Annotated in this window: 25 protein-coding genes; 14 read left to right on the top strand and 11 right to left on the bottom strand. The window is 55.4% G+C overall.

Translation table 11 applies throughout. From position 1 onward, the window contains the following. The first annotated feature begins 144 nt into the window (after window positions 1–144). Both cpxR and cpxA read left to right on the top strand, forming a co-directional pair. Window positions 145–843 carry an envelope stress response regulator transcription factor CpxR gene (cpxR, locus tag EoCCA6_RS12325; protein WP_003862004.1) on the top strand — a complete coding sequence of 233 codons (699 nt, stop codon included), beginning with the start codon at window positions 145–147 and terminating at the stop codon, window positions 841–843. Next, entirely contained in the window at window positions 840–2,213 is a 1,374-nt protein-coding gene (cpxA, locus tag EoCCA6_RS12320) for an envelope stress sensor histidine kinase CpxA (RefSeq protein ID WP_022649811.1), read from the top strand. Before cpxR ends, cpxA begins: the two co-directional genes overlap by 4 nt. A gap of 118 nt (window positions 2,214–2,331) precedes the next feature. Here the strand turns inward: cpxA and yiiM are convergent, their stop codons facing one another. Together yiiM and sodA are read right to left on the bottom strand one after the other, a co-directional pair. Next, window positions 2,332–3,006 carry a 6-hydroxyaminopurine reductase gene (yiiM, locus tag EoCCA6_RS12315; protein WP_152082897.1) on the bottom strand — a complete coding sequence of 225 codons (675 nt, stop codon included), beginning with the start codon at window positions 3,004–3,006 and terminating at the stop codon, window positions 2,332–2,334. 195 nt (window positions 3,007–3,201) lie between these two features. Continuing rightward, entirely contained in the window at window positions 3,202–3,822 is a 621-nt protein-coding gene (sodA, locus tag EoCCA6_RS12310) for a superoxide dismutase [Mn] (RefSeq protein WP_045343469.1), read from the bottom strand. 288 nt (window positions 3,823–4,110) lie between these two features. On the opposite strand from sodA, the gene rhaT reads away from it, so the two are divergent. Further along, window positions 4,111–5,145 (top strand): L-rhamnose/proton symporter RhaT, encoded by a 1,035-nt coding sequence (gene rhaT, locus EoCCA6_RS12305; protein ID WP_152082896.1) that lies wholly within the window; start codon window positions 4,111–4,113, stop codon window positions 5,143–5,145. On the opposite strand, the gene rhaR is transcribed toward rhaT, so the two are convergent. Both rhaR and rhaS (EoCCA6_RS12295) read right to left on the bottom strand, forming a co-directional pair. After that, entirely contained in the window at window positions 5,146–5,994 is an 849-nt protein-coding gene (gene rhaR, locus EoCCA6_RS12300) for an HTH-type transcriptional activator RhaR (protein WP_152082895.1), read from the bottom strand. A gap of 73 nt (window positions 5,995–6,067) precedes the next feature. Next, on the bottom strand, window positions 6,068–6,904 hold the full coding sequence (rhaS, locus tag EoCCA6_RS12295; RefSeq protein ID WP_152082894.1) for an HTH-type transcriptional activator RhaS: 837 nt from the start codon (window positions 6,902–6,904) through the stop codon (window positions 6,068–6,070). Window positions 6,905–7,205: 301 nt separating this feature from the next. Between rhaS (EoCCA6_RS12295) and rhaB the strand changes: the two genes are divergently transcribed. The 9 genes from rhaB (at window position 7,206) to rhaM (ending at window position 16,991) form a co-directional block, all read left to right on the top strand. Then, window positions 7,206–8,675 carry a rhamnulokinase gene (gene rhaB, locus EoCCA6_RS12290; protein ID WP_152082893.1) on the top strand — a complete coding sequence of 490 codons (1,470 nt, stop codon included), beginning with the start codon at window positions 7,206–7,208 and terminating at the stop codon, window positions 8,673–8,675. After that, window positions 8,672–9,931: an L-rhamnose isomerase gene (gene rhaA / locus EoCCA6_RS12285; protein WP_152082892.1), complete on the top strand. Its 1,260-nt coding sequence runs from the start codon at window positions 8,672–8,674 to the stop codon at window positions 9,929–9,931. Before rhaB ends, rhaA begins: the two co-directional genes overlap by 4 nt. Before the next feature lie 116 nt (window positions 9,932–10,047). Further along, complete coding sequence (gene rhaD, locus EoCCA6_RS12280) at window positions 10,048–10,878, top strand: rhamnulose-1-phosphate aldolase (RefSeq protein ID WP_152082891.1); 831 nt, start codon at window positions 10,048–10,050, stop codon at window positions 10,876–10,878. A 78-nt stretch (window positions 10,879–10,956) separates the two neighbouring features. Continuing rightward, window positions 10,957–11,943 (top strand): rhamnose ABC transporter substrate-binding protein, encoded by a 987-nt coding sequence (gene rhaS / locus EoCCA6_RS12275; protein WP_152082890.1) that lies wholly within the window; start codon window positions 10,957–10,959, stop codon window positions 11,941–11,943. A gap of 48 nt (window positions 11,944–11,991) precedes the next feature. Continuing rightward, window positions 11,992–13,494, top strand: a complete 1,503-nt coding sequence (locus tag EoCCA6_RS12270) for a sugar ABC transporter ATP-binding protein (protein WP_152082889.1) — start codon at window positions 11,992–11,994, stop codon at window positions 13,492–13,494. Further along, entirely contained in the window at window positions 13,494–14,498 is a 1,005-nt protein-coding gene (locus EoCCA6_RS12265) for an ABC transporter permease (protein WP_152082888.1), read from the top strand. The genes EoCCA6_RS12270 and EoCCA6_RS12265 overlap by 1 nt, the downstream gene beginning before the upstream one ends. Continuing rightward, complete coding sequence (locus EoCCA6_RS12260; RefSeq protein ID WP_152082887.1) at window positions 14,495–15,499, top strand: ABC transporter permease; 1,005 nt, start codon at window positions 14,495–14,497, stop codon at window positions 15,497–15,499. Before EoCCA6_RS12265 ends, EoCCA6_RS12260 begins: the two co-directional genes overlap by 4 nt. A gap of 32 nt (window positions 15,500–15,531) precedes the next feature. Next, window positions 15,532–16,680 carry a lactaldehyde reductase gene (gene fucO / locus EoCCA6_RS12255; RefSeq protein ID WP_152082886.1) on the top strand — a complete coding sequence of 383 codons (1,149 nt, stop codon included), beginning with the start codon at window positions 15,532–15,534 and terminating at the stop codon, window positions 16,678–16,680. Further along, on the top strand, window positions 16,677–16,991 hold the full coding sequence (rhaM, locus tag EoCCA6_RS12250; RefSeq protein WP_152082885.1) for an L-rhamnose mutarotase: 315 nt from the start codon (window positions 16,677–16,679) through the stop codon (window positions 16,989–16,991). Before fucO ends, rhaM begins: the two co-directional genes overlap by 4 nt. A gap of 43 nt (window positions 16,992–17,034) precedes the next feature. On the opposite strand, the gene EoCCA6_RS12245 is transcribed toward rhaM, so the two are convergent. Further along, entirely contained in the window at window positions 17,035–17,583 is a 549-nt protein-coding gene (locus tag EoCCA6_RS12245; protein WP_152082884.1) for a helix-turn-helix domain-containing protein, read from the bottom strand. A 103-nt stretch (window positions 17,584–17,686) separates the two neighbouring features. Here EoCCA6_RS12245 and EoCCA6_RS12240 point away from each other — a divergent pair, with 103 nt between their 5' ends. Both EoCCA6_RS12240 and EoCCA6_RS12235 read left to right on the top strand, forming a co-directional pair. After that, window positions 17,687–18,346, top strand: coding sequence for an AzlC family ABC transporter permease (locus EoCCA6_RS12240; protein WP_152082883.1), 660 nt, complete (start codon window positions 17,687–17,689; stop codon window positions 18,344–18,346). Further along, complete coding sequence (locus EoCCA6_RS12235) at window positions 18,346–18,669, top strand: AzlD domain-containing protein (protein WP_152082882.1); 324 nt, start codon at window positions 18,346–18,348, stop codon at window positions 18,667–18,669. The genes EoCCA6_RS12240 and EoCCA6_RS12235 overlap by 1 nt, the downstream gene beginning before the upstream one ends. 39 nt (window positions 18,670–18,708) lie before the next feature. On the opposite strand, the gene EoCCA6_RS12230 is transcribed toward EoCCA6_RS12235, so the two are convergent. From EoCCA6_RS12230 to fdhD, 6 genes are all read right to left on the bottom strand, one after another. Further along, entirely contained in the window at window positions 18,709–19,308 is a 600-nt protein-coding gene (locus EoCCA6_RS12230) for a DUF1120 domain-containing protein (RefSeq protein ID WP_152082881.1), read from the bottom strand. Further along, on the bottom strand, window positions 19,299–21,725 hold the full coding sequence (locus EoCCA6_RS12225) for a fimbrial biogenesis usher protein (RefSeq protein WP_152082880.1): 2,427 nt from the start codon (window positions 21,723–21,725) through the stop codon (window positions 19,299–19,301). The genes EoCCA6_RS12230 and EoCCA6_RS12225 overlap by 10 nt, the downstream gene beginning before the upstream one ends. A 32-nt stretch (window positions 21,726–21,757) precedes the next feature. Beyond that, window positions 21,758–22,441: a fimbria/pilus chaperone family protein gene (locus EoCCA6_RS12220; protein ID WP_152082879.1), complete on the bottom strand. Its 684-nt coding sequence runs from the start codon at window positions 22,439–22,441 to the stop codon at window positions 21,758–21,760. 77 nt (window positions 22,442–22,518) lie between these two features. Continuing rightward, on the bottom strand, window positions 22,519–23,226 hold the full coding sequence (locus tag EoCCA6_RS12215; protein WP_152082878.1) for a DUF1120 domain-containing protein: 708 nt from the start codon (window positions 23,224–23,226) through the stop codon (window positions 22,519–22,521). Window positions 23,227–23,689: 463 nt separating this feature from the next. Beyond that, window positions 23,690–23,902, bottom strand: coding sequence for a YdgH/BhsA/McbA family protein (locus EoCCA6_RS12210; protein WP_152082877.1), 213 nt, complete (start codon window positions 23,900–23,902; stop codon window positions 23,690–23,692). Window positions 23,903–24,016: 114 nt separating this feature from the next. Next, a complete protein-coding gene (gene fdhD, locus EoCCA6_RS12205) occupies window positions 24,017–24,853 on the bottom strand; it encodes a formate dehydrogenase accessory sulfurtransferase FdhD (RefSeq protein ID WP_152082876.1) in 837 nt (278 codons plus the stop codon). Window positions 24,854–25,140: the final 287 nt, after the last annotated feature.

Below are 25,140 nucleotides of genomic sequence, written 5' to 3'. Positions count from 1 at the left end.
CTCCCAAAATCTTTCGTGTCGCGATTCAACGAGAGACAGTCTACGATTCAGGCTGCAAACATGCGTCAGGGGGTGTAAAACAACGTAAAGTCATGGATTAGATAGCCTTGATGTCGTAATTTCTGCCTCGGAGGTATTTAAACAATGAATAAAATCCTGTTAGTTGATGATGACCGAGAGCTCACATCCCTTTTAAAGGAGTTGCTCGACATGGAAGGTTTCAACGTTCTGGTTGCCCACGATGGCGAGCAGGCGCTGAGTCTCCTTGACGACAGCATCGATTTACTTTTGCTCGACGTCATGATGCCAAAGAAAAACGGCATTGATACGCTGAAAGAGCTTCGCCAGACACACCAGACCCCCGTTATTATGCTGACCGCACGCGGCAGCGAATTAGACCGTGTACTTGGCCTTGAGCTGGGCGCGGATGACTATTTACCTAAGCCATTCAACGACCGTGAACTGGTTGCCCGCATTCGCGCTATCCTGCGTCGTTCTCACTGGAGCGAACAGCAGCAGAATACTGACAACAGCTCACCCACGCTGGAAGTGGACTCCCTGAGCCTGAACCCAGGCCGTCAGGAGGCGAGCTTCGACGGCGAAACGCTGGAACTGACCGGCACCGAGTTCACCCTGCTTTATCTGCTGGCGCAGCATCTCGGCCAGGTGGTATCGCGTGAACATTTAAGTCAGGAAGTGCTGGGCAAACGCCTCACGCCGTTTGACCGCGCCATTGACATGCATATCTCGAACCTGCGCCGTAAGCTGCCGGAGCGTAAAGACGGTCATCCGTGGTTTAAAACTCTGCGTGGTCGCGGTTATCTGATGGTTTCCGCTTCATGATAGGCAGCTTAACCGCCCGCATCTTCGCCATCTTCTGGCTGACGCTGGCACTGGTTTTAATGCTCGTACTGATGTTGCCAAAACTCGACTCACGCCAGATGACGGAACTGCTCGACAGCGAGCAACGTCAGGGCGTGATGATCGAGCAGCACGTGGAAGCCGAGCTGGCAAACGATCCGCCGAACGATTTAATGTGGTGGCGCAGGCTGTTTCGCGCTATCGACAAGTGGGCACCGCCCGGACAACGCCTGCTGCTGGTCACCAGCGAAGGCCGCGTTATCGGGGCCGATCGCAATGAAATGCAGATTATCCGCAACTTCATAGGTCAGGCGGATAATGCCGATCACCCCCAGAAAAAGAAATATGGTCGGGTAGAGATGGTAGGCCCCTTCTCCGTAAGAGATGGGGAAGATAATTATCAGCTCTATCTGATTCGTCCTGCGAGCAGTTCCCAGTCTGACTTCATCAACCTGCTGTTTGACCGCCCACTCCTGCTGCTGATTGTCACCATGCTGGTCAGTTCCCCACTGCTGTTATGGCTGGCGTGGAGCCTGGCGAAACCGGCGCGTAAGCTGAAAAATGCAGCAGACGAAGTGGCGCAGGGCAACCTGAGGCAGCATCCGGAACTGGAATCCGGCCCGCAGGAGTTCCTGGCCGCCGGAACCAGCTTTAACCAGATGGTCTCTGCTCTTGACCGCATGATGACCGCGCAGCAACGTCTGCTGTCAGACATCTCCCACGAACTGCGCACCCCGCTCACACGTTTGCAGCTTGGCACCGCATTACTGCGCCGCCGCAGCGGTGAAAGCAAAGAGCTGGAACGCATTGAAACGGAAGCGCACCGTCTGGACAGCATGATCAACGATCTGCTGGTGATGTCGCGCAATCAGCAGAAGAACGCACTGGTAAGCGAAACGGTGAAAGCCAACCACTTGTGGCACGAGGTGCTGGACAACGCGGCGTTCGAAGCGGAACAGATGGGCAAATCGTTCACCGTCAACTTCCCGCCGGGCCCGTGGCCGCTGTACGGTAACCCTAACACGCTGGAGAGCGCGCTGGAGAATATCGTGCGCAACGCTCTGCGCTATTCACATACGAAGATTGAAGTGGCGTTTTCGGTGGATAAAGACGGGATCACCATCATCGTGGACGACGACGGCCCTGGCGTCAGCCCGGAAGACCGCGAGCAGATTTTCCGTCCATTCTACCGTACCGACGAAGCGCGCGACCGTGAGTCTGGCGGTACGGGTCTGGGTCTGGCGATTGTTGAAACCGCCATGCAGCAGCACCGTGGCTGGGTGAAAGCTGACGATAGTCCGCTGGGCGGATTACGGTTAACGCTGTGGCTGCCGTTGTATAAGCGTTCTTAGTTTTCCTCTGGCACCGTATTGTAGGCCCGGTAAGCGCAGCGCCACCGGGCAATAACAGGCGCAGAGGCAAAAAAGCCGGGTGGCGGCTTCCCTTACCCGGCCTACTTTCTACGGAGGGCTACTTTCCCCACAATCTTCGCGAATTATTCTCGATCTTGCCGCTTAAACGCCGCTTCTGCATCGTTCTTGTCCAGCTGGTCGATAACCCCGCCGCCGACAGCAGGCGATGATACTGCTCATCGTCAAACGGCATATGCCAGGCAATCGCGCAGGCTTCATGCACAGAGACATCGCTCAGGCGCGACGCCAGTTCGAGCGGCGCGTCCGCTGACACCTGCCCTGCCAGCACCACGCGGTACAGCCAGCCGGTCTTGCCCGCATTTTGCAGCCGGGCAGACATATCCTGAATACCGAAATGGTAGTTGAGCTTGAAGCACGGCGAGCGCGGCTGCGTCACCTGAATCAGGGCATCGCCCCAACGGTAGATATCGCCGATAAAGACATTCTTCTCCGTCAGCCCTTCCGTCGAAAGGTTCTCGCCAAACGCGGGGGCGACAAACAGATCCGCCTGCTCGGGGAATTCAGAAATCCAGTGTTGATAGTGCTCGCGAGGATAGTGGCACAGCGCGCGCTCCGGCCCGCCGTGGATTTTCTTTTCGGCCTGCTCATCACCCGCAAGCCCGAGGTCGGTTAACGTCAGCTCACCGTCAATCTGAACTTTGGCGATGGCGCTTGGGCGGCTGCCGTCGTATTCCCTTACCTTGCCTGTAAACACATTCACCGGGTAATGCATCGCAACTCCTTTATATGCCCTAAATAATTCGAGTTGCAGGAAGGCGGCAAGAGAGTGAATCCCCAGGAGCTTACTCAAGTAAGTGACTGGGGTGAGCGAGCGCAGCCAACGCACCTGCAACTTGAAGTATGACGGGTATACAGATACAAAAAAAGCGAGTCATAAGACTCGCTTCTCACAGGCGTCAATGCAACCTTATTTTTTAGCGGCGAAACGCGCTGCTGCTTCGTCCCAGTTCACCACGTCCCAGAAGGCTTTGATGTAGTCCGGGCGACGGTTCTGGAACTTCAGGTAGTAAGCGTGTTCCCACACGTCCAGGCCCAGGATTGGGAAGCCGGATACGCCAGAGATCGCTTCACCCATCAGCGGGGAGTCCTGGTTAGCGGTAGAAACCACCGCCAGCTTGTCGCCTTTCAGGACCAGCCACGCCCAGCCAGAACCGAAACGGGTTGCAGCGGCTTTCTCGAATTCCGCTTTGAAGTTATCTACGGAACCGAAGTCGCGCTCGATAGCCGCTTTCAGGTCGCCCTGCAGGGTCGTACCGGTTTTCAGGCCTTTCCAGAACAGGCTGTGGTTAGCGTGGCCGCCAGCGTTGTTACGCAGAACGGTTTTCTTGTCCGCTGGCAGTTGATCCAGTTTGGTGATCAGCTCTTCAACCGGCAGGTTAGCGAACTCTGGCAGGCTTTCCAGCGCGGCGTTCGCATTGTTCACGTAGGTCTGGTGGTGTTTAGTGTGATGGATTTCCATCGTCTGCTTGTCGAAATGCGGTTCCAGTGCGTCGTAGGCATACGGCAGGGATGGCAGTGTATAACTCATAATCCTCTCCATTAGTGTCGGGCGGCACAGCTGTTAATGCCGCGTAAGCAGTTGGTTCATTATAGTTAATTAAATGATATTGAAAATGATTATCAATGCCGTAGTTTTTATAAGGTTATTCGTTTTTCGCTTAATGCCGAAATTGTGAGTCTGCTCACGCGGTTAACGTGCTGATTGCCATCAGGAACAAAAGTGCGGCAACCTTCTGAAGGTTCCCAAACCGCCTAATTTTTACACTCATCAAGTCGGCGGGAAGCCACCGACTATAAAAACGATGAGGATGTAAAAATGAATCATGCGATTACGATGGGTATTTTCTGGCATTTGATAGGCGCAGCCAGTGCAGCCTGTTTCTATGCCCCGTTTAAAAAGGTTAAACATTGGTCATGGGAAACCATGTGGTCCGTTGGCGGTACGGTGTCATGGCTGATTTTGCCGTGGACCATTAGCGCCATGTTGCTCCCGGATTTTTGGGGCTATTTCTCCTCCTTTAACGCCTCCACCCTACTGCCGGTCTTCCTGTTCGGCGCGATGTGGGGCATCGGTAACATCAACTACGGCCTCACCATGCGCTACCTCGGCATGTCGATGGGTATCGGCATCGCGATTGGCATTACGTTGATCGTCGGTACGCTGATGACGCCCATTCTCAACGGCAACTTCGACGTGCTGATCAACACCGAAGGCGGGCGCATGACGCTGCTGGGCGTGCTGGTCGCGGTGATCGGCGTGGGGATTGTCACCCGCGCGGGGCAGCTCAAAGAGCGCAAGATGGGCATCAAGGCCGAAGAGTTCAATCTGAAGAAAGGCCTGCTGCTGGCGGTGATGTGCGGCATCTTCTCGGCGGGCATGTCGTTTGCCATGAACGCGGCGAAACCGATGCATGAGGCCGCCGCCGCGCTGGGCGTCGACCCATTATACGTTGCCCTGCCAAGCTATGTGGTGATCATGGGCGGCGGCGCACTGGTTAACCTCGGCTTCTGCTTCATTCGTCTGGCAAAAGTGAAGAACCTGTCGGTAAAAGCCGACTTCTCACTGGCAAAACAGCTGATCATCACCAACGTGCTGCTTTCAGCGCTGGGCGGTCTGATGTGGTATCTGCAGTTCTTCTTCTATGCCTGGGGCCACGCCAGCATTCCGGCGCAGTATGACTACATGAGCTGGATGCTGCACATGAGCTTCTATGTGCTGTGCGGCGGGCTGGTTGGGCTGGTGCTCAAAGAGTGGAAAAACGCCGGACGCCGTCCGGTGGGCGTGCTGAGCCTGGGTTGCGTGGTGATCATTATTGCCGCCAACATCGTCGGCCTCGGCATGGCGAACTGATTACGCTGCCTTTCGACTGCGATGACGCCACTGAACCGGCGTCATCCCCACTTCGCGGTTAAATACCACCGAAAAGTAGTTACTGTCCTCAAAGCCGCAGCGCATCGCCACTTCACTGACCATCAGCTCCGTATGCTGCAGCAGATACTGGGCGTGGCAGATGCGCAGCTGACGCAGGTAGTGGTTCACTGTCATTCCCGTCTGGGTGCGGAACTGCTGGCGCAACGCGCGTTCACTGCACTGTTCCTGCTCGCAGAATTTCTCCAGCACGAAACTTTTATTCAGGCTGCCCGCAAGCGTGGTAATCAGTTTATCCAGCAGCGCCTCCTGCGCCGTGGCAGACGGGTTATCGGTGGCATAGCGATAGCGTTTGAGGGTCATTACCAGCTGGGCGAAAAGCAGCTCCGCCATCGGGTTGGCGACCGGGTCGCTCTTCTGGCTCTCCTGTTCAAGCTGGGAAATCACCTGACGCACCTGCGTCATGCCGTTGCTGCTTAAGCGCCAGTGCGGCGCACCGTGCGTATCGTTAAAACCGGGGATACTGGCCGCCCAGTCGACGTTGAGTTTGAGCCTGTCCGGGCAGTAAATCACGTTCTGCAAAACCAGATCGTTAACCGAGGCGTAGGAGTGTTTATCTTCGGCGCGAATGTAAAACAGATCGCCGCGCGTAATGCGATAGGGCCGATCGTTGAGGACATGTAACCCGTTGCCGCGCCAGACCAGCACCAGCTCGCAAAACTCGTGGGTATGCTCAGCAAAGACGTTTTGCGGATAGCGATCCGCCACCGCGACGGCTTGCCCGGCGGAGGCAAAAAAATCATCTTTGCGAAGAATTAACTGAGCAGCCACACCACAACCTCAACGGCGAATAACCTGACATTATTAGCCTTTTTGCCGTAAAAAAACGGTGATTACCCTCCCGTTACTGAAGTGACGCATCCTTGCCCTGGCGAATATCACGCGGCGACCAGCTAAACTCACGGCGAAACAGCGTTGAAAAGTGGTTACTGTCGCCGAAACCGCAGCGATAAGCGATATCCGTGACGCTTTCATCGGTATGACGCAGCAGGTGGCGCGCTTTGATTAACCGCAGACGGTTAAGGTAGCGCTGCGGCGTCAGCCCGGTATGCTGCTTGAGCTGGCGATGCAGGGTGCGCAGCGACAGTGAAAAATCATCCGCCAGCGTTTCCCAACACACGTCCTCGGCAAAGTGGTCTTCCAGCCAGGCCATCAGCTGGTTGAGCCGTGCGTCGTTATTTTCCAGCCCTTCCACCAGGCTACTGCGGCGCAGCAGCACCAGCAGCTGCATAAACAGCAGCTCGCGCGTGGCAATGGCGTGCGTCTCCTGCCCGTCCTCGCTTTTCTCCATCTGGCTCACCAGCTGGCGTACCTGCTGTAAGGTGGACTGGTTCACTCGCCAGTGCGACGGATAGTGCCCGTCCTTCTCCTGCGGCAGTAGCTGGTTCAGCCCGGACAGAAACTGGAACGCATCCGGGGAGCGATAGAGCACGTTGGTCAGACACAGGTTGTCGGTATGTTCGTACAAGTGCCGATCGTGGTCGCGAACAAAACACACCGTGCCGCCGCTGATGGTATATGGCTGGCCGTTAAAGACATGAATGCCCGTGCCGTGTTCAACAATCACAATTTCATGAAAATCATGATGATGTTCTGGAAATGCTGCCTGAGGGAGCCGTGGCTCAATCGCGACAGGCGAACCTCCCGAAGGAAAAAAATCCACGCTGTGTAGTACGGTCATAACGGCCCCCACCAATGAGAAATGTTCTCAAAATAGTAATTAAGGCCCCTCATCCTCACCTTAAATTTTCGGCAACAAACCTCGCAAAACCTGTCCGTTTTTCAAGAAACGGATGGAAAGATCAGGAAATGCGGTAAGCGTCACACTGCCCGCAAACCCCGTCATTACTGGAAACTGTGAACTCCCTCACGTTCATCTTTGCTTTCTTGCCAGCGCAGGATTTGGGCTGTCAGTGGCGAGAAGGTGGCTTTTTCTTCCCTTTCTTACACTCACGGCTAATGACTTCAAGAAGGACCCGACCATGACTTTTCGCCATTGTGTGGCTGTCGATTTAGGCGCATCCAGCGGCCGTGTAATGCTCGCCACCTGGGACTGTAACCAGCGCACGCTTTCGCTTCGTGAAATGCATCGTTTTGTTAACTGCCTGAAAAAGCAGGACGGTTTTGATAGCTGGGATATCGATGGCCTGGAAGCGGAGATCCGCACCGGGCTGCAGAAAGTGTGTGAGGACGGCATCCGTATCGACAGTATCGGCATTGATACCTGGGGCGTGGACTATGTGTTGCTGGACGAAAGCGGCGAACGCGTCGGCCTGCCCGTCTCCTACCGCGACAGCCGTACCGAGGGTGTGATGGCGCACGCCATCGCGCAGCTCGGTAAAGAGAACATTTACGGGCGCAGCGGCATTCAGTTCCTGCCGTTCAATACGCTGTATCAGCTGCGTGCGCTGGTTGAACAGCAGCCGGAGCTGGTTGCGAACGTGGCGCATGCGCTGCTGATCCCGGACTACTTCAGCTACCGCCTGACCGGCAACCTGAACTGGGAATACACCAACGCCACCACCACCCAACTGGTTAATATCAACACCGATAACTGGGATGAACATCTGCTGGCCTGGACGGGGGCATCGCCTTCCTGGTTCGGCACGCCGACCCATCCGGGTAATGTGATCGGTCAGTGGATTTGCCCGCAGGGGAACGAAATTCCTGTTGTCGCGGTCGCCAGCCACGATACCGCCAGTGCGGTCATTGCCTCGCCGCTCGCCGACAAAGATGCGGCCTACCTCTCTTCCGGCACCTGGTCGCTGATGGGCTTTGAGAGTAAAACTCCGTACACCAGCGCTGCCGCTCTGGCCGCGAATATCACCAACGAAGGCGGCGCAGAAGGCCGCTATCGCGTGCTGAAAAACATCATGGGCCTGTGGCTGCTCCAGCGGGTGCTGAAAGAGCAGAACATCACCGACCTGCCTGCGCTTATCGCCGAGACCGAAAAGCTGAAGGCCTGCACATTCCTGATCAACCCGAACGACGACCGCTTCATCAACCCGGCGCACATGAGCGCTGAGATCCAGGCAGCCTGTTTCGAGGCCGGACAGCCGGTGCCGTCCAGCCCGGCCGAACTGGCACGCTGCATTTTTGACAGCCTGGCCCTGCTGTATGCCGATGTACTGAGCGAGCTGGCCGACCTGCGCGGCAAGCCGTTCAGCAAGCTGCACATCGTAGGCGGCGGCTGCCAGAACCAGCTACTGAACCAGCTTTGCGCCGATGCCTGCGGGATCACCGTGGTGGCGGGCCCTGTAGAGGCTTCCACGCTCGGTAATATCGGCGTTCAGTTAATGACCCTGGACGAACTTTCCAGCGTTGACGATTTCCGCTCGGTAGTCACGGCGAACAGCAGCCTGACCACCTTCACACCCAATCCCTGCCATGAAATTGCCCGCTATCGGGCGCAATTTCAGCAAAAACGACTGACTAAGGAGCTTTGCGCATGACCACTCAATTAGAACAAGCCTGGGACCTGGCAAAACAGCGTTTCGCCGCCGTCGGCGTGGATGTCGAAGAGGCGCTGCGCCAGCTCGACCGCCTGCCTGTTTCCATGCACTGCTGGCAGGGCGATGATGTCGCCGGTTTTGAGAACCCAGGCGGTTCCCTGACGGGTGGCATTCAGGCGACGGGTAACTACCCAGGCAAAGCGCGCAACGCCACCGAACTGCGTGCCGACCTGGCGCTGGCGCTGAGCCTGATCCCTGGGCCAAAACGTCTGAACCTGCACGCGATTTATCTCGAATCCGACGAGCCAGTCGCGCGTAACGAGATCAAACCGGCGCACTTTAAGAACTGGGTGGAGTGGGCGAAGGCCAACAAGCTGGGGCTGGATTTTAACCCGTCCTGCTTCTCACACCCGCTGAGTGCCGACGGCTTTACCCTCGCTCATGCGAACGATGAAATCCGCCAGTTCTGGATCGACCATGTGAAAGCCAGCCGCCGCGTCTCGGCGTATTTCGGTGAGCAGCTTGGCACACCGTCGGTGATGAATATCTGGGTCCCGGACGGCATGAAAGATATTACCGTTGACCGTCTGGCCCCCCGTCAGCGCCTGCTGGCCGCGCTGGATGAAGCCATCAGCGAAAAACTGGACCCGGCGCACCACATCGACGCCGTAGAGAGCAAGCTGTTCGGCATTGGCGCGGAAAGCTACACCGTCGGCTCAAACGAGTTCTACATGGGTTACGCCACCAGCCGCCAGACCGCCCTGTGCCTGGATGCTGGCCACTTCCACCCGACGGAAGTGATCTCCGACAAAATCTCAGCCGCCATGCTCTATGTGCCGCGCCTCCTGCTGCACGTCAGCCGTCCGGTACGCTGGGACAGCGACCACGTGGTGTTGCTGGATGACGAAACCCAGGCCATCGCCAGCGAAATCATCCGTCATGACCTGTTTGACCGCGTTCACATTGGCCTCGACTTCTTCGACGCCTCTATCAACCGCATCGCGGCGTGGGTCATCGGCACCCGCAATATGAAGAAAGCCCTGCTGCGCGCGCTGCTGGAGCCAACTGCTGCGCTGAAACAGCTGGAAGCAAACGGCGATTACACCGCGCGTCTGGCGCTGCTGGAAGAGCAGAAATCCCTGCCGTGGCAGGCGGTGTGGGAGATGTACTGCCAGCGTCACGACGCCCCGGCGGGCAGCCAGTGGCTGGATAACGTGCGGGCGTATGAGAAAGACGTGTTGAGTAAGCGCGGGTAATTTTGCCCTCACCCTAACCCTCTCCCACAGGGAGAGGGAACTTTTACCCCCTCTCCCTGTGGGAGAGGGCTGGGGTGAGGGGTTCAACCTCACCGCGATAACTGGAAAAGAAGACTATGCAGACCATCACCAATTCCTGGTTCGTCCAGGGCATGATTAAAGCCACCTCCGACGCCTGGCTGAAAGGCTGGGACGAGCGCAACGGCGGCAACCTGACGCTACGCCTGGATGACGCAGATATCGAGCCATTCGCCGCCGATTTTCACCAGAAGCCGCGCTATATCGCGCTGAGCCAGCCGATGCCGCTGCTTGCTAACACGCCGTTTATCGTTACCGGTTCCGGCAAGTTCTTCCGCAACGTACAGCTCGATCCCCAGGCCAACCTCGGCGTGGTGAAAGTGGACAGCGACGGCGCGGGCTACCACATTCTCTGGGGGCTGACGGATGAAGCGGTGCCAACCTCTGAGTTGCCAGCACACTTCCTCTCGCACTGCGAGCGCATCAAGGCGACCAATGGTAAAGACCGCGTGATCATGCACTGCCATGCCACCAACCTGATTGCCCTGACCTACGTGCTGGAAAACAGCTCGGATTTCATCACCCGCAAACTGTGGGAAGGCAGCACCGAATGTCTGGTAGTGTTCCCGGACGGTGTCGGCATTCTGCCGTGGATGGTGCCAGGCACGGACGAGATCGGCCAGGCGACCGCCAAAGATATGCAAACACACTCACTGGTGCTGTGGCCGTTCCACGGCGTGTTCGGCAGCGGCCCGACGCTGGATGAAACCTTCGGCCTGATCGACACCGCCGAGAAATCCGCCGAAGTGCTGGTGAAGGTGTACTCCATGGGCGGCATGAAGCAAACCATCACTCGTGAAGAACTGATCGCACTGGGTAAACGTTTTGGCGTTACCCCGATGCAATCGGCGTTAGATCTGTACCTATAACAACATCGCGCCCCGCTCATTGAGACGGGGCGAAAACCACCTGCAATCCCTACAACTAACTCATGTGGAGTAAAAGCAATGAATATAAAGACAAGCTTGATCCTCACCGTTGCCGCTCTGGCGTTGTCCGGTTCCGCTTTAGCAGAAGTCAAAATCGCCCTGGTGGCGAAGTCCTTAGGAAATGGATTCTTCGAGGCAGCGAACGTTGGCGCGCAGGAGGCAGCCAAAGAGTTAGGCGATGTAAAAGTGATTTATACCGGCCCGACCACCACCACGGCGGAGGCGCAGATCGAGGTGCTGAACGGGTTGATCGCCCAGGGCGTGGATGCGATCGCTATCTCGGCGAACGATCCCGATGCGCTGGTACCGGTGCTGAAAAAAGCGATGCAGCGCGGCATTAAGGTCGTTTCCTGGGATTCCGGCGTGGCGAAAGCCGGACGACAGATCCACCTGAATCCGTCCAATAACGCGCTGATTGGCGAAACGAACGTTAAGCTCGCCGCCGATGCGCTGAAAGCGCTGAACGTGGAGAAAGGCGATGTCGCCGTGCTGAGCGCGACGCCAACCTCCACCAACCAGAACACCTGGATTGCGGAGATGAAAAAGGTGCTGCCGAAGTACCCGTCCGTCAATCTGGTGACCGTGGCCTACGGCGACGATCTCTCTGACAAAAGCTACCGCGAAGCGGTCGGTCTGCTGAAAACTTACCCGGACCTGAAAGTGATCGTCTCGCCATCGTCTGTTGGCATTGTGGCCGCTGCACAGGCGGTCAAAGACCAGGGCAAGATTGGCAAAGTGTATGTCACCGGTTTAGGTCTGCCGTCTGAAATGGCGGGCGCGGTGAAGTCCGGCGCGAGCAAGAGTTTTGCCATCTGGAACCCGATTGATCTGGGCTATGCAGCAACCTATTTAGCGGACGATCTGGTAAAAGGCACGGCCACAAAAGACGAAGCCAGCATGGGCAAACTGGGCAAAGTGAAGCTGGATGCCGATGGCAACGGCGCGATGGCCGAGCCGTTCGTCTACGATGCCAGCAATATTGATAAGTTCTCGAAGATTTTCTGATCCTTTCCCCCTCTCCCGAGGGGAGAGGGAATACTACGGAGAACTATCATGACCCCATTGCTACAGCTTTCTGGCATCACCAAAGTGTTCCCCGGCGTGCGTGCCCTTGAGAACGTGCAGCTGGCGCTCTGGCCCGGCAAAGTGACCGCCCTGATTGGCGAAAACGGCGCGGGCAAGTCGACGCTGGTCAAAGTGATGACCGGCATTTACACGCCTGACGAGGGGGAAATCCTCTACAAAGCGATCCCTGTTCACCTCCCGACACCGGAATCAGCACATAAAATCGGTATCACCGCCATTCACCAGGAAACCGTCCTGTTCGATGAACTGTCGGTCACCGAAAATATCTTTGTCGGTCAGTACCTCCACAAAGGCTTTTTCAGGAAGCTCGACTGGCAGGAAATGCACCGCCGGGCGCAGGCGATCCTCACTCGCCTGGAGGTGCAAATCGACCCGCGCGCAACGCTGAAAACCCTGAGCATCGCCCAGCGCCACATGGTTGCCATTGCCCGTGCGCTGTCGTTTGATGCGCAGGTCGTTATTCTCGATGAACCCACGGCGGCGCTGTCGCAGCACGAAATTCTGGAGTTTTATCAAATCGTTGAGCGCTTAAAGCAGGAAGGCAAAGCCATCCTGTTTATCTCCCACAAGTTCGACGAGATCTTCGAGCTGGCGGATCACTACACCATTTTGCGCGACGGCGTGTTCGTCGGCGCAGGGTCGATAAGCGAGATCACCGAGGAGAGGATGGTGTCGATGATGGTCGGGCGCGCCATTACCCAGACCTTCCCGAAAGTCGATTGTGAAAAAGGCGACACGGTGCTGGAGGTGAAAAATCTCTGCCACCCCACCGAGTTCGCCAATATCTCTTTTACCCTGCGTAAAGGTGAAATTCTCGGCTTTTACGGGCTGGTCGGGGCCGGGCGTACCGAACTGATGCAGGCGCTTTCCGGCGTCACGCGGCCATCGTCGGGTGATATTGTCCTTAACGGTAAACCACAGCATTTCCGCCAGCCTGAGGATGCCATCAAAGCCGGTATCGTCTGCGTGCCGGAGGAGCGGCAGAAACAGGGGGCGATTATCGAGCTGCCGATCGCCCAGAACATCAGCCTGCCGCAGCTCAGCAGGCTCAACCCAAACGGCGTACTGCACGACGACCGCGAATGGCGGCTGGCAGACGAGTACGCCAGACGCCTGCAGGTGAAAGCCTTTAGCTGGAAGCAGGCGGTGGAAACCCTCTCCGGCGGCAACCAGCAAAAAGTGGTTATCGGGAAATGGCTGGCGACGCATCCTGACGTGATCATCCTCGATGAGCCGACAAAAGGTATCGATATCGGCTCAAAAGCGGCCGTTCATCAATTTATGTCTGAACTGGTCAGCCAGGGGCTGGCGGTGATCATGGTCTCGTCCGAGCTGCCGGAAGTCATGGGCATGGCGGACCGCATTATCGTGATGCATGAAGGGCTGATGGTGGCCGAATACCAGGCGGGCGACGCCACGGCGGAAACCATCGTCAGCGCCGCCAGCGGTGCAAAACAGGAGGCGGCATAATGCTTAATCAACTGTTAAAACACCGCGAAGCCTTGCTGGGCGTGGTAATTGTATTAATGGTTGCCGCTATCGGCAGCCGCGTGCCGTCGTTTATCTCACCGGGCAACCTGGTGGAGATGTTTAACGACACCTCGATTCTGATCATCCTCGCACTCGGTCAGATGATGGTGTTGCTGACCAAAGGCATCGACCTGTCGATGGCGGCCAACCTGGCGCTGACCGGGATGATCGTCGCCCTGATTAACTTCCATTATCCGGATGTGCCCGTCTGGGCGCTGCTGATCCTGGCGAGTGCGCTGGGGCTGCTGATGGGCGCAATTAACGGCCTGCTGGTGTGGAAACTGGGCATTCCGGCGATTGTGGTGACGCTGGGCACCATGAGCATCTACCGCGGGATTATCTTTTTGCTCTCCGGCGGCGGCTGGGTGAATTCCAACCAGATGGGCGCAGATTTCCTCGGTCTGCCGCGTGCCTCGGTGCTGGGGTTACCGGTGCTGAGCTGGTGCGCCATCGCCGTGCTGCTGCTGGTGGGCTATTTCCTGCGTTATAGCCGCACCGGACGCGCACTCTACACCGCAGGCGGCAACGCCACGGCGGCGTACTACACCGGGATCAACGCCGGAAAAATGCAGTTCGTCAGCTTCTGTCTCTCCGGCCTGCTGGCCGGTTTCTGCGGCTATCTGTGGATTTCACGCTTTGCCGTTGCGTATGTCGACGTAGCTAACGGTTTTGAACTGCAGGTGGTGGCAGCCTGTGTGATTGGCGGGATCAGCACCATGGGCGGCACCGGGCGCGTACTCGGCTGTCTGTTTGGCGCGCTGTTCCTCGGCGTAATCAATAACGCCCTGCCGGTGATCGGCATATCACCCTTCTGGCAAATGGCGATTTCCGGCACGGTGATTGTGATTGCGGTGCTGCTCAACGAGCGCGGCAACAAACGTAAAGGTCGGTTGATTCTGCGCGATGCAGCGCTGGCACGTCAAAAACTGGCGGTGAAATCATGAGCAAAATGATGACCACTGAAGAGATCAAAAACGTGCCTGCTCAGACGGGCATCTTCCAGCGCCTGCTGTGCTGGGAAGGCTTCCTGCTGGCGGTGACGCTGGCGGTGTTCGTGGGCAACGCCCTCGCCTCGCCCTACTTCCTCAATATCTGGAACCTCTCCGATGCGACGTTCAACTTCACCGAAAAAGCGATCATCGTGCTGCCAATGGCAATGCTGATTATCGCCCGTGAAATTGATCTGTCGGTAGCCTCCACCATCGCGCTCAGCTCGACGGTAATGGGCTTTTGTGCGGCCGCAGGCGTCGATACGCCCCTGCTGGTGTGCGTGGGATTAGGCGTCGGGCTGCTGTGCGGGCTGTTCAACGGCATTCTGGTAACGCGCTTTAACCTGTCGTCCATCGTCATCACCATCGGCACCATGAGCCTGTATCGCGGGATCACCTACATCCTGCTCGGCGATCAGGCGTTGAATGCCTACCCGGAGAGTTTCGCCTGGTTCGGCCAGGGCTACGTCTGGGGCGCGCTGTCGTTTGAGTTTGCGCTGTTTATCGTGCTGGCCGCTGTGTTTGCCTTTGTGCTGCACCGCACCAACTTTGGCCGCCGCACTTACGCCATCGGCAACAACCCGACCGGGGCATGGTACTCCGGCATTAACGTTAAGCACCACAACCTGATCCTGTTCGCGCTGGTGGGGCTGATGTCCGGCCTGGCGTCGGTGCTGCTCACCTCGCGTCTGGGCAGTACCCGCCCGACGATCGCGATGGGCTGGGAGCTGGCGGTGGTGACGATGGCGGTGCTCGGCGGCGTCAATATTCTTGGTGGGTCCGGCAGCATGGTGGGCGTGATTATCGCCGCCTTCCTGATGGGTCTGGTGACCTTTGGCCTGAGCCTGCTTAACGTGCCCGGCATTGTGATGTCGGTGATTATCGGCGCAATGCTGATCGTGGTGATTTCGCTGCCGATTATTACCCGCCGGGTGATGCAACGAAGACGGATTTGAGTTTCGCAATATCAATATTAAGGAGAATTATCATGAGCTTTATGTTGGCACTTCCAAAAATCAGCCTGCACGGTGCGGGTGCAATCGGCGATATGGTCAACCTGGTGGCGAACAAGCAGTGGGGCAAAGCGCTGATTGTCACCGACGGCCAGCTGGTGAAACTGGGCCTGCTCGACAGCCTGTTTGCCGCGCTGGACGCGCATGAGATGTCATATCACCTGTTTGACGAGGTGTTTCCGAACCCGACGGAAGCGCTGGTGCAAAAAGGGTTTGCAGCATATCAGGACGCGGAGTGTGACTACGTGATCGCTTTTGGCGGCGGCAGCCCGATTGATACCGCCAAAGCGATTAAAATCCTCACCGCCAATCCGGGTCCGTCGACCGCTTACTCCGGCGTCGGCAAAGTGAAAAACGCAGGCGTGCCGCTGGTGGCGATTAACACCACCGCAGGTACGGCGGCGGAGATGACCAGCAACGCGGTGATTATTGACTCCGAACGACAGGTGAAAGAGGTGATCATCGACCCGAATATCATCCCGGATATCGCCGTGGATGATGCCAGCGTGATGCTCGATATTCCTGCCTCTGTCACCGCCGCAACCGGCATGGATGCATTAACCCACGCCATTGAAGCGTATGTCTCCGTCGGCGCGCACCCGCTGACCGACGCTAACGCGCTGGAAGCGATTCGCCTGATCGCTCTCTGGCTGCCGAAAGCGGTCGACGACGGCCACAACCTTGAAGCGCGTGAACAGATGGCGTTTGGTCAGTATCTGGCAGGCATGGCGTTTAACAGTGCCGGTCTGGGGCTGGTACATGCGCTGGCGCACCAGCCGGGCGCGACGCACAACCTGCCGCACGGCGTGTGCAATGCCATCCTGCTGCCGATCATCGAAAACTTTAACCGTCCGAACGCGGTAGCCCGTTTTGCCCGCGTCGCGCAGGCGATGGGCGTCGATACGCGTGGGATGAGCGATGAAGCGGCCAGCATGTCGGCTATTCAGGCAATTCGCGACCTGAGCGCCCGTGTCGGCATTCCGTCCGGTTTCAGCCAGCTCGGTGTGACGAAAGCGGATATTGAAGGCTGGCTGGATAAAGCCCTCGCCGACCCGTGTGCGCCGTGCAACCCGCGCACTGCCAGCCGCGATGAGGTCCGCGAGCTGTATCTGGAGGCATTATGATCCGTAAAGCCTTTGTGATGCAGGTAAACCCGGACGCGCACGAAGAGTACGAGCGTCGCCACAACCCTGTCTGGCCTGAGCTGGAAGCGGTGCTGAAAGACCACGGCGCACATCACTACGCCATTTATCTCGATAAAGCTCGCAACCTGCTGTTTGCAATCGTTGAGATTGAATCGGAAGAGCGCTGGAATGCGGTAGCGAACACCGACGTGTGCCAGCGCTGGTGGAAACATATGCGCGAGGTGATGCCGTCGAACCCGGACAACAGCCCGGTAAGTGCGGAGCTGAAAGAGGTGTTTTATTTAGCGTAATGCTCCCCCTCGTCCTCTTCCTGAGAGGGCGAGGCGTTCAGTCTCAGTTCTGCTCCGCCACCAGCAGTGCATGCGTATCCGGCTCCAGCGCCTTAAAGATATGCGGCCGATCGGCGGGATAGCAAATGTAATCCCCTTCCCCCAGCTCTTCCGGTGCGTCGAGCAAACCGACTACCGCCCGCCCCTGCGTTACGATAATGTGCTCAACCGATCCTGGCGGATGGGGTTGAGAGATGCGGTCCGCCCCCGGTTGGGTCAGCAACAGATAGATATCACGACGCGCACCTGGCGGACATGCCGCCAGCAAGATAGCCTCATAGTTAGCTTGCCCGGCAATCACCTTCGTCCCTTCACCTCTGCGGATCACCTGAGTGGTCGGCAGTTGCGGTTCCAGCAAGCGCGCGAAAGGGATATCCAGCGCCACGCAAAGCGACCACAGCGTTTCCAGGCTCGGGTTACCGTTGCCGGACTCCAGCTGCGAAAGCGTAGATTTGGCGATCCCGGCACGGCGGGCAATCTCCGCCAGTGAAAGCCCGGTTCGCAGGCGTTCTCGCACCAGACTTTTGGCGATCACGCTGATTGGCTGCGTCATAAAACGGCCTCTTTTTTATTTAAATCGAACGAATCGTTCGTCTTGTAAAACGATCCTGATGCGTTCATTATAATGGAAATACGTTCGATATGGCTAAAATTGTATGAAGCATCACCTCTCCTGCCTGAAAGGCGACACGATAAAAGCAATCATCCTGGTTTGCCTCGCGGTGGGCGTGGTCGGGATGTCTTATGGCTCGCTGGCGATGGCCTACGGCTTCCCGATCTGGGTGCCGTTTGTGCTTTCCATCACCGTGCTGGCAGGGGCTTCTGAATTTATGTTTATCGGCATTGTGGCGAGCGGCGGTAACCCGCTGGCAGCGGCAGCGGCCGGATTACTGGTTAATGCCCGTCATGTCCCGTTTGGCGTGACGGTGCGTGAACTGGTCGGCAATCGCGCCCTGAGTTTCCTGGGCTGCCACATCATGAATGACGAAAGCGTGGTATTTGGCCTGTCGCAAAAAACAGCCGAACAGCGTAAAGCGGCCTACTGGCTGTGCGGTTTAGGCGTGGCGATTATCTGGCCGCTGGGTGCTCTGCTGGGGGCGATGGTTGGTAAACTGTTGCCGGACCCGGAAACCATCGGGCTGGATGCGGTCTTCCCGGCGATTCTGCTGGCGCTGGTGGTGCCCGCATTTAAAAACCGCACGACGCTGATCCGCGCCTGTAGCGGCGCGGTGTTGTCGCTGGCCGCCGTACCGTTTGCGCCGGTGGGTTTACCGGTTCTGCTCTCTTTACTCGGCCTTGCCGCGAGGAAAAAATAATGGGAAACATGACGGTCTTTATTCTCGGCATCGCCATTCTTTCTGCGGGGACGTATTTGATGCGTCTTGGCGGAGCGAAACTGGGGAGTCGACTGGCGCTGTCTGAGCGCTCCCAGGCGCTGCTTTCCGATGCGGCAACGGTATTGCTGTTTTCCGTGGCGCTGGCAACAACCTTTTATGAAGGTGAACATTTCGCCGGAATGGCGCGGGTGTTGGGCGTGGCGTTTGCGGTGTTCCTGGCATGGCGAAAAATGCCGTTGATTGTTGTGATCGTGGCAGCTGCGGTGGTGACAGCGCTGCTGCGTCTGGCAGGTATCCAGTAAGGAGATGCCCGACAGAACAGATGCCGGGCACCAGAGAGATTAATGCGCAGGAAGGGTATCGACGTTAAGCGTCAGCGTCTCTTCAAAAACCGTCGTGTTGGTGACGCTGAAGGCTTCATCGGACAGGTAGGTCGTTATCATCATGGTCGCGGTGAATTGCTCTCCTGCCACTTCCGCACCATTCACTGCAGCCAGCGCTTTTTCAGGTTTCAGCGTGACCTGCGAGGACCCGTTCTGAACGGCGACCGCCCCGATATCGACGTCAGCCAGCTGTACCGTACTGCCGTCGACCCGGCCATCTTTAAACTCGATCTTCATCGCACCCTTATCCGTAAACCGGTACGCCATATTCTGCCTCGCGGCACCATCAACCGTGATTCGCATTTTGCGCGCGTCCGGGCACATCACCGAAACCTGCAGCTCACGTGTCACTGAGGCATAGCCGTTATAGACTTTACCGACATGCTCGGCAGATGTCTGACGCATGTCCTCTTTACGATAGCGGCCGTAGTCAACTTTCTTCACAGCGGACATCATTTCACAGTCGCCGTCATCGGCTTGCGCCAACGCCGGAAGACCCGACGCACCGCAGAGCAACACGATTAACATCATGTATTTTTTAACATTATTTAGAGACATTTCCCTGTGACCTCTTCATAAAATTTATTCGGTTCTGCCTCTGGAAGCGTATACGTCAGCTTGCAACGCCCTTCGTCCAGCTTCGCATATAATTGTTGGCTGGCGGAGATATCGTTGAGGAAGATCACACCCTCTTCAGGCGCAGTTGTGACGTACTCGCCCGTCCCGTCCACGATGGAAACGCCTTCCGGCAGCGGCGTACCATCCACACGGCTGATGCTGAGCAACACGCGGCGCTGGCTTAACGTCGCAAACTCCCACTTCGCCACAGCACCGTGAGACGCTTTGATTGCGGTTCTGCCGTTTCTTATGTCCAAATTCCCAGGCAAACTTTCCGTGTTGATCTCAATGGTGCTTTCGCGGAAGGGTGATAGTGCTGGAATAACCGCCTGGCCCCACTTATCGGTCCATACCGCACCGCGCGTTGTGTCAATCTCGATACCTGCTACCGGCTTGTCCAGTTTGGCGATGGCATACGTATCGGCAACACGGTACGGAGAGAAGGTCACGCCATCGCTATGAGCCACAATCCCGCCGCTCAACGCCGCAGAATAGTTGGTATTGTTGTCGTTATCCCCCCCTGCCGCCAGCGCAAGGTTGGTGTAATGCAGATTGCTGTTCAGCGAGCTATCCCAGCTGGTGGTGTTTTCATCATGATCCTGAGTGACGCCAACCACATACTGGTTCTCGTTGTTTAATGAACCCATTGCTCGCGTGCCGTAGGAGCTTCTGCCTTCACTTTCCCGATACCAGGAGCTGGTGCTAACGCCGCTACGTCCAAGCGGGATCGACACGTTCACATAGAATTGATCGTCATCGCTGCTGTCGTTCCGGCTGACATCCGACTCCCAGTTCACGCTCACGTTGAAGTATTTAAACGTTTGTGACCAGGATGAAATAAATCGGCGGCTGTCGTATTCGCTGTTCCAGCTCTCATTGCGGTAGTAGCTGAGAGAGAAACGGCCGAGCGTGGTGTTGGACCAGTTGATACCCACGTTGGTGTCGTATTTGGTTTGCGACATATCGTCGTCGTCACCGTACAACTCCGTCATTTCACGGTAATCCGGCGTGCCGTAGCTGCCGCCCAGCGAAATGCCAATGCCCCACGGCAGTGAATAGCCCAAATCCAGCGTCGTTTTGTTGCCATCCGTTTGCGACAGGTTGTCTATCGACGCCAGAAAACCGAGCGAGGCATACAGGTTCTGCATCGGAACGGTATCCAGATTGCCGGAGAAACCGTAATAGTGGTTATCCGCCATCACCATGCCGGCCAGGAAATTCATTCGCTTGTTGATGGACCAGCCGTTGTTGGCAGAAACCACCCACGGGTTTTCAAACCGCGAGTCCACCATATCTTCGACACGTCCCACCGCCAGCGTAAAACCAGGCGCACGGCCCACGTGGTTGCTGCGGAAGGTGCTCGCCGACACGGTAAAGTGGTTTTCGCTACCGTCAGTTTCGGTTACCGTCACGTTCAGGTCGGTGTTGAGGTTGGCAAGCGGCACGTCATCCAGATTGAACGGCCCGGCGGGAACCAGGGTAGAGTAAATAAGCTGCCCACCCTGGCGGATATCAACACGCGCCTGAGGATTGCGAGCAATACCGCTGACTTCGACACCCGTTCCAGACTGAGGCAAAAGGGCGGTATCCGGCATCATTTGTACCCCATAAATACCCGGAATACTGAAGCGACTGTTGGCCACGTTAATCTGACCGCCCTGCACCATCACGCCATAATCGGTAAAAGTACGCTGGGCATAGGTATAAAGAGAATCGACGTCGAAATCTTGATCGCTGCCATCGCTGATGAATTGCATACTGCGCACAATCCAGTCCCCGGCGTTAAAGCCCATTTCAAAAGTGGACTGGAAACGATCGGCATTTTCATCATCATATTGGTTATGGGTGCCGAACATGGAGTAATTCAGCATTGCCGCACGACCCCCGCGAACCTCCGCGAACTGACGGCCAAAATTAGGGTCAAGCGCTTCCGGCGGAACAACAAGTGAAATCTCTTCTATATCAGGAGATGACTGTATAGTTGACCCGGACCAGTATTGATGAATCTTCGGACAGGAGCCTCTCTTAATTTGTTTAATCAGACCCGCATTTTCAAGAAAATCTTTATCAATACACGGCGTCCCTTCTTCGTCAAATTTGACCGGCATAATTGCACGGCTTTTCCCGTTAAGATTAACAGTTACGTTATGATAGCCGGGAGTAAAACGGGGAGTCATGGAATAGTAATCAGCAATAGCAGGATCAAGCCCCTGGGTTTTTAAGGCCTCGGTATCAAATATCGCTCGCGCCAACTCCATGGGTTCATCCGCTGCTGGGTTAATTTCTGCCCGAATACTGAAAGCAAGCGTAGTAAGGTAAAACGCAAGCATTCCTTTTTTACAGGAATTTTTTAACATAACCACTCCATGTGCTGTTAAATAAATTGCTATTATTTCAGCTCGACAATATAGCTTTTCGCTTTATATCCATAGCGAGTCGCAGGGTATATCTCGACCTGTTTCTCTGTGGAAGAGAATTTATTGCTGGCGCTGGCTGTCATTTTTTCGCCCGGAAGAATATAGGACTTATCGAGTTTCGCAAAAGAGCCTGAAGGCAATAACTTCACCTTTTGCTCCATCCGAACAACATAAGGTGTATTATTCTCTACCGTGACGTTGCCATTTTTAATCTGCCAGGTGAGATCCTTCCAGGGCTCAATATTTACCGCCAACCCGGTGGGATGAATAATAACGGGAAGATTCTGACTAAACACCACTTTAATTTTGTTCTTTTCGCGCTGTGGGATGGCGGTAAAGATAACGCGCTTGAAATGTTCCACCTTCAGCGGCTCAGTGCTGCTTTTCAGTACAAAACGCACGCGCTGGGTTTTACCCGCATCTACGCGCACAACCGGCTGCGTGACAATCAGGCCCGGTTTTGGGTCGTCCGGGAGATCAATAATTTTAGTGTAAAGCAGCTGTGCTTCAGCATCGGTGTTTTTGACATCCATACTTGCCCCCTGCTCGTCTTCATTGACAATAAGCAGCGAGGTATCCGGCACCATTCCGGCAGCCATACCGTTGAATGAGGCCAGCAGGCAGGCACAGATCAGCGTTCTCTTTAAAAGCAGCATAATATTAGTCCATTAATATTGATAAATGACACCCCGCCGGAGTGAGGTGTCTGGTATTTCATGATGCGTGGGGGAGATTACAGATAAACCAGCTCAACGTTGGTTAAGCCGTCCAGCGTGGCTTCATCCGTGATATTTAAATCGTTAGTTGGGTTAATCACCGCAGCGACACCTACGTTAAAGTTAACCTTTGTTTGTGCGACAGGCGTGCCGCCCAAAGTGTCACTGAAGGAATATAATTCGCTTTTGTCTGTTTTAACTTTTAAATAGCGCTCTCCTCCTGTTGTTTGCCACGATGCTCCGTTATTGAGCGATGCGGTAGGATACAGTTCATCGCCAGCGTCGTTCGTGACAGCGCCTTTCGTAAGCTGAATCCCTAATGAATAGGCACCAATTTTCTTACCATTGTACATACCCAGCCCTGCGGTTTGGTACGCCTCCCGCCCAAATTCCGTATCAATAAATTCTATCGGCAAAATTTGAGTTGGTCCTGAGTCTGCATGGGCATCATTAAACGTTACTGCAACGCGAGTGGCCTCTTCGCAGGTAATGGAAATAGGAATAATTTTAACATCTGCCAATGGTGTAGCCGAAGTGGGATTCAGTGAAGCCACTCTTATCGTGCCATAATCGGCAATACCACCACCGCTAATAAATGCAGGCGTACAGGAAGAGGGGACGATTTTACCGGTCACCTGAATATCTACACTGGAAGCCGCCATAGCAGAGGACGCCATGACAGCCAGTGCGGACGCCAGCATTCCTTTTTTAAACATCGCGTTCATTTAATTTCCTTATAAAAGTGAAATACAAAATATGCCAAATAGTGACTATTTGGCCTGAGGGGGTACCATAAAATATTATTTTGGAAAATAGCATCACAAATAGATCAGATCAATAACAAAAAAATTTTTTAGGATTAGCACTTGGGGAAATTCTTAATTCTCAAGATCAACAATAATTATTTTATATGTAAAACTAAAAACACTGGCTTATATCCGCATGAAACATTCACCGTGAAAATATGAATAATTAACTGGCCAGACCATTTATTTAATTTATTTATGGAACTGCTGTTTGTTAACAAAAAATAACACATGAAACCGGATTCTTACTTCTTTTATTTTGTTAATCAGGATTAACCAGTAGGATATGGCTGTTTTGGGAGGAGGATGCAGCAGAAAGTTAAGCAGAAGGTAGCTAAAGAAAACCCGTCCCTGCTCCGAAGAGCAAGGGACAGAGGCTCTATTACTTGTTCAGTTCAGCGGTCATGTGTACGCGGTTACCGGAGAACGCCTGAGTAATTTTGTAAGATGACGCACCCGCTTCCTGGGCCTGTGCAGCGATTTTGGCTTCTGCACCATCAAGAGTAGAGGCGCTCGCAGTCACAGTTTGTGCAGCGAAAGAACCGAAAGAAGCAGCCATAGCGATTACAGCGACAAAAGTTTTGATGCTTTTCATGATATAAACCCTTTCAATTAGTTGTCTGTATAAGGCGGTTTGCCTTGTTGAGATAAATACTAGACCTCATCATGAACAACTAAAAGCGGAAGGATTTGCTAATATCTTTCAAAATTACTGATTAATAATTACGCGCTGAGGATGAGTATAGATAGTTGCCCTTCCCGGCTTGCAGAATCCCACCAGCGTCAGGTTACAGCGCTCTGCTACTTCCACCGCCAGCGTGGTTGCCGCCGACACCGCGAACAGGATTTCTACGCCACACATCGCTGATTTTTGTACCATCTCGTAGCTGGCGCGACTGGAGACTAATGCCGCCCCCTGCTGCCAGACGTCACTTTCACGCGCACGGCGACCGAGCAGCTTATCCAGCGCGACATGACGACCAACATCTTCATGACCGCCCGCAATATCCCCTGACGGCAACACCCACGCCGCAGCGTGCGTACAGCCGCTCAACTGGCCAATGGGTTGAACATCGTTCAAATGCTCAAGCGCCCGATCGAGATACGCCAGGTCGAACGTTTGGGTAAACGGCAGCGGCACAATAGGTTTGCCAATATCGTTGAGCTGCTCAACGCCACACACGCCGCAGCCGGTACGTCCGGCCAGCGCGCGGCGACGCTCTTTCAGCCCCATAAAGCGGCGGCTTGAGAGTTCAATTTGCACTTCAAGACCGTTGCATGCCTGAACCACGTCTATGCCGTAGATCTCTTGCGGATGCTCGATGATGCCTTCCGACAGGGAAAAGCCAATGGCAAAAAACTCAAGGTCTTTTGGCGAGGCCATCATCACCACGTGCGAGATGCCGTTATAAACCAGGGCAACAGGGACTTCTTCCGCCAGAAAATCCGGCGTGGCATGGGTAATGTGAGGCGGTCTGTGTACCGTCAGTTCCACGATGCCCGCAGGCAGTGGCGACGAGCAGGTAGCACGGTTTTGTTTAGACACAACGGTATTCCTGAACAACCACGGAGGTGAGCCTGCTATTGCATCACAAAGCGCAGACCTTACGCATAGTATGGATCAACTTTTCAGCACCCATCTTCATCAAGTTTACCTACTCATTTGGGAGAGGTGCAACCCGACACCCGCTACACCCCTTTAACATGCAGGGTTATTAATGTGATTAGTATCACACTTTATAATCAATACAGTGATAATACGTTCACTTTGTTTTAACGCCATTGGAACAGGCTTACCGACATTGTGGTATTCTGATGATATCCCTCGGGGAA

Source organism: Enterobacter oligotrophicus, assembly GCF_009176645.1.
Classification (GTDB): domain Bacteria; phylum Pseudomonadota; class Gammaproteobacteria; order Enterobacterales; family Enterobacteriaceae; genus Enterobacter; species Enterobacter oligotrophicus.
Note: the sequence above shows the minus strand (reverse complement) of the source record. Positions and strands in the feature narration are given on the sequence as shown.

Bases quoted from the DNA above. Each gene is read 5' to 3' on its own strand.
- EoCCA6_RS12225 (WP_152082880.1), bottom strand. From the start codon at position 21,725: ATGTTAAAAAATTCCTGTAAAAAAGGAATGCTTGCGTTTTACCTTACT.
- EoCCA6_RS12265 (WP_152082888.1), top strand. From the start codon at position 13,494: ATGCTTAATCAACTGTTAAAACACCGCGAAGCCTTGCTGGGCGTGGTA.
- rhaS (WP_152082894.1), bottom strand. From the start codon at position 6,904: ATGACCGTACTACACAGCGTGGATTTTTTTCCTTCGGGAGGTTCGCCT.
- EoCCA6_RS12270 (WP_152082889.1), top strand. From the start codon at position 11,992: ATGACCCCATTGCTACAGCTTTCTGGCATCACCAAAGTGTTCCCCGGC.
- EoCCA6_RS12210 (WP_152082877.1), bottom strand. From the start codon at position 23,902: ATGAAAAGCATCAAAACTTTTGTCGCTGTAATCGCTATGGCTGCTTCT.
- cpxA (WP_022649811.1), top strand. From the start codon at position 840: ATGATAGGCAGCTTAACCGCCCGCATCTTCGCCATCTTCTGGCTGACG.
- EoCCA6_RS12230 (WP_152082881.1), bottom strand. From the start codon at position 19,308: ATGTCTCTAAATAATGTTAAAAAATACATGATGTTAATCGTGTTGCTC.
- rhaB (WP_152082893.1), top strand. From the start codon at position 7,206: ATGACTTTTCGCCATTGTGTGGCTGTCGATTTAGGCGCATCCAGCGGC.
- rhaT (WP_152082896.1), top strand. From the start codon at position 4,111: ATGAATCATGCGATTACGATGGGTATTTTCTGGCATTTGATAGGCGCA.
- EoCCA6_RS12215 (WP_152082878.1), bottom strand. From the start codon at position 23,226: ATGAACGCGATGTTTAAAAAAGGAATGCTGGCGTCCGCACTGGCTGTC.
- yiiM (WP_152082897.1), bottom strand. From the start codon at position 3,006: ATGCATTACCCGGTGAATGTGTTTACAGGCAAGGTAAGGGAATACGAC.
- rhaS (WP_152082890.1), top strand. From the start codon at position 10,957: ATGAATATAAAGACAAGCTTGATCCTCACCGTTGCCGCTCTGGCGTTG.
- EoCCA6_RS12235 (WP_152082882.1), top strand. From the start codon at position 18,346: ATGGGAAACATGACGGTCTTTATTCTCGGCATCGCCATTCTTTCTGCG.
- cpxR (WP_003862004.1), top strand. From the start codon at position 145: ATGAATAAAATCCTGTTAGTTGATGATGACCGAGAGCTCACATCCCTT.
- EoCCA6_RS12245 (WP_152082884.1), bottom strand. From the start codon at position 17,583: ATGACGCAGCCAATCAGCGTGATCGCCAAAAGTCTGGTGCGAGAACGC.
- EoCCA6_RS12240 (WP_152082883.1), top strand. From the start codon at position 17,687: ATGAAGCATCACCTCTCCTGCCTGAAAGGCGACACGATAAAAGCAATC.
- rhaA (WP_152082892.1), top strand. From the start codon at position 8,672: ATGACCACTCAATTAGAACAAGCCTGGGACCTGGCAAAACAGCGTTTC.
- fucO (WP_152082886.1), top strand. From the start codon at position 15,532: ATGAGCTTTATGTTGGCACTTCCAAAAATCAGCCTGCACGGTGCGGGT.
- rhaM (WP_152082885.1), top strand. From the start codon at position 16,677: ATGATCCGTAAAGCCTTTGTGATGCAGGTAAACCCGGACGCGCACGAA.
- rhaD (WP_152082891.1), top strand. From the start codon at position 10,048: ATGCAGACCATCACCAATTCCTGGTTCGTCCAGGGCATGATTAAAGCC.
- EoCCA6_RS12260 (WP_152082887.1), top strand. From the start codon at position 14,495: ATGAGCAAAATGATGACCACTGAAGAGATCAAAAACGTGCCTGCTCAG.
- sodA (WP_045343469.1), bottom strand. From the start codon at position 3,822: ATGAGTTATACACTGCCATCCCTGCCGTATGCCTACGACGCACTGGAA.
- EoCCA6_RS12220 (WP_152082879.1), bottom strand. From the start codon at position 22,441: ATGCTGCTTTTAAAGAGAACGCTGATCTGTGCCTGCCTGCTGGCCTCA.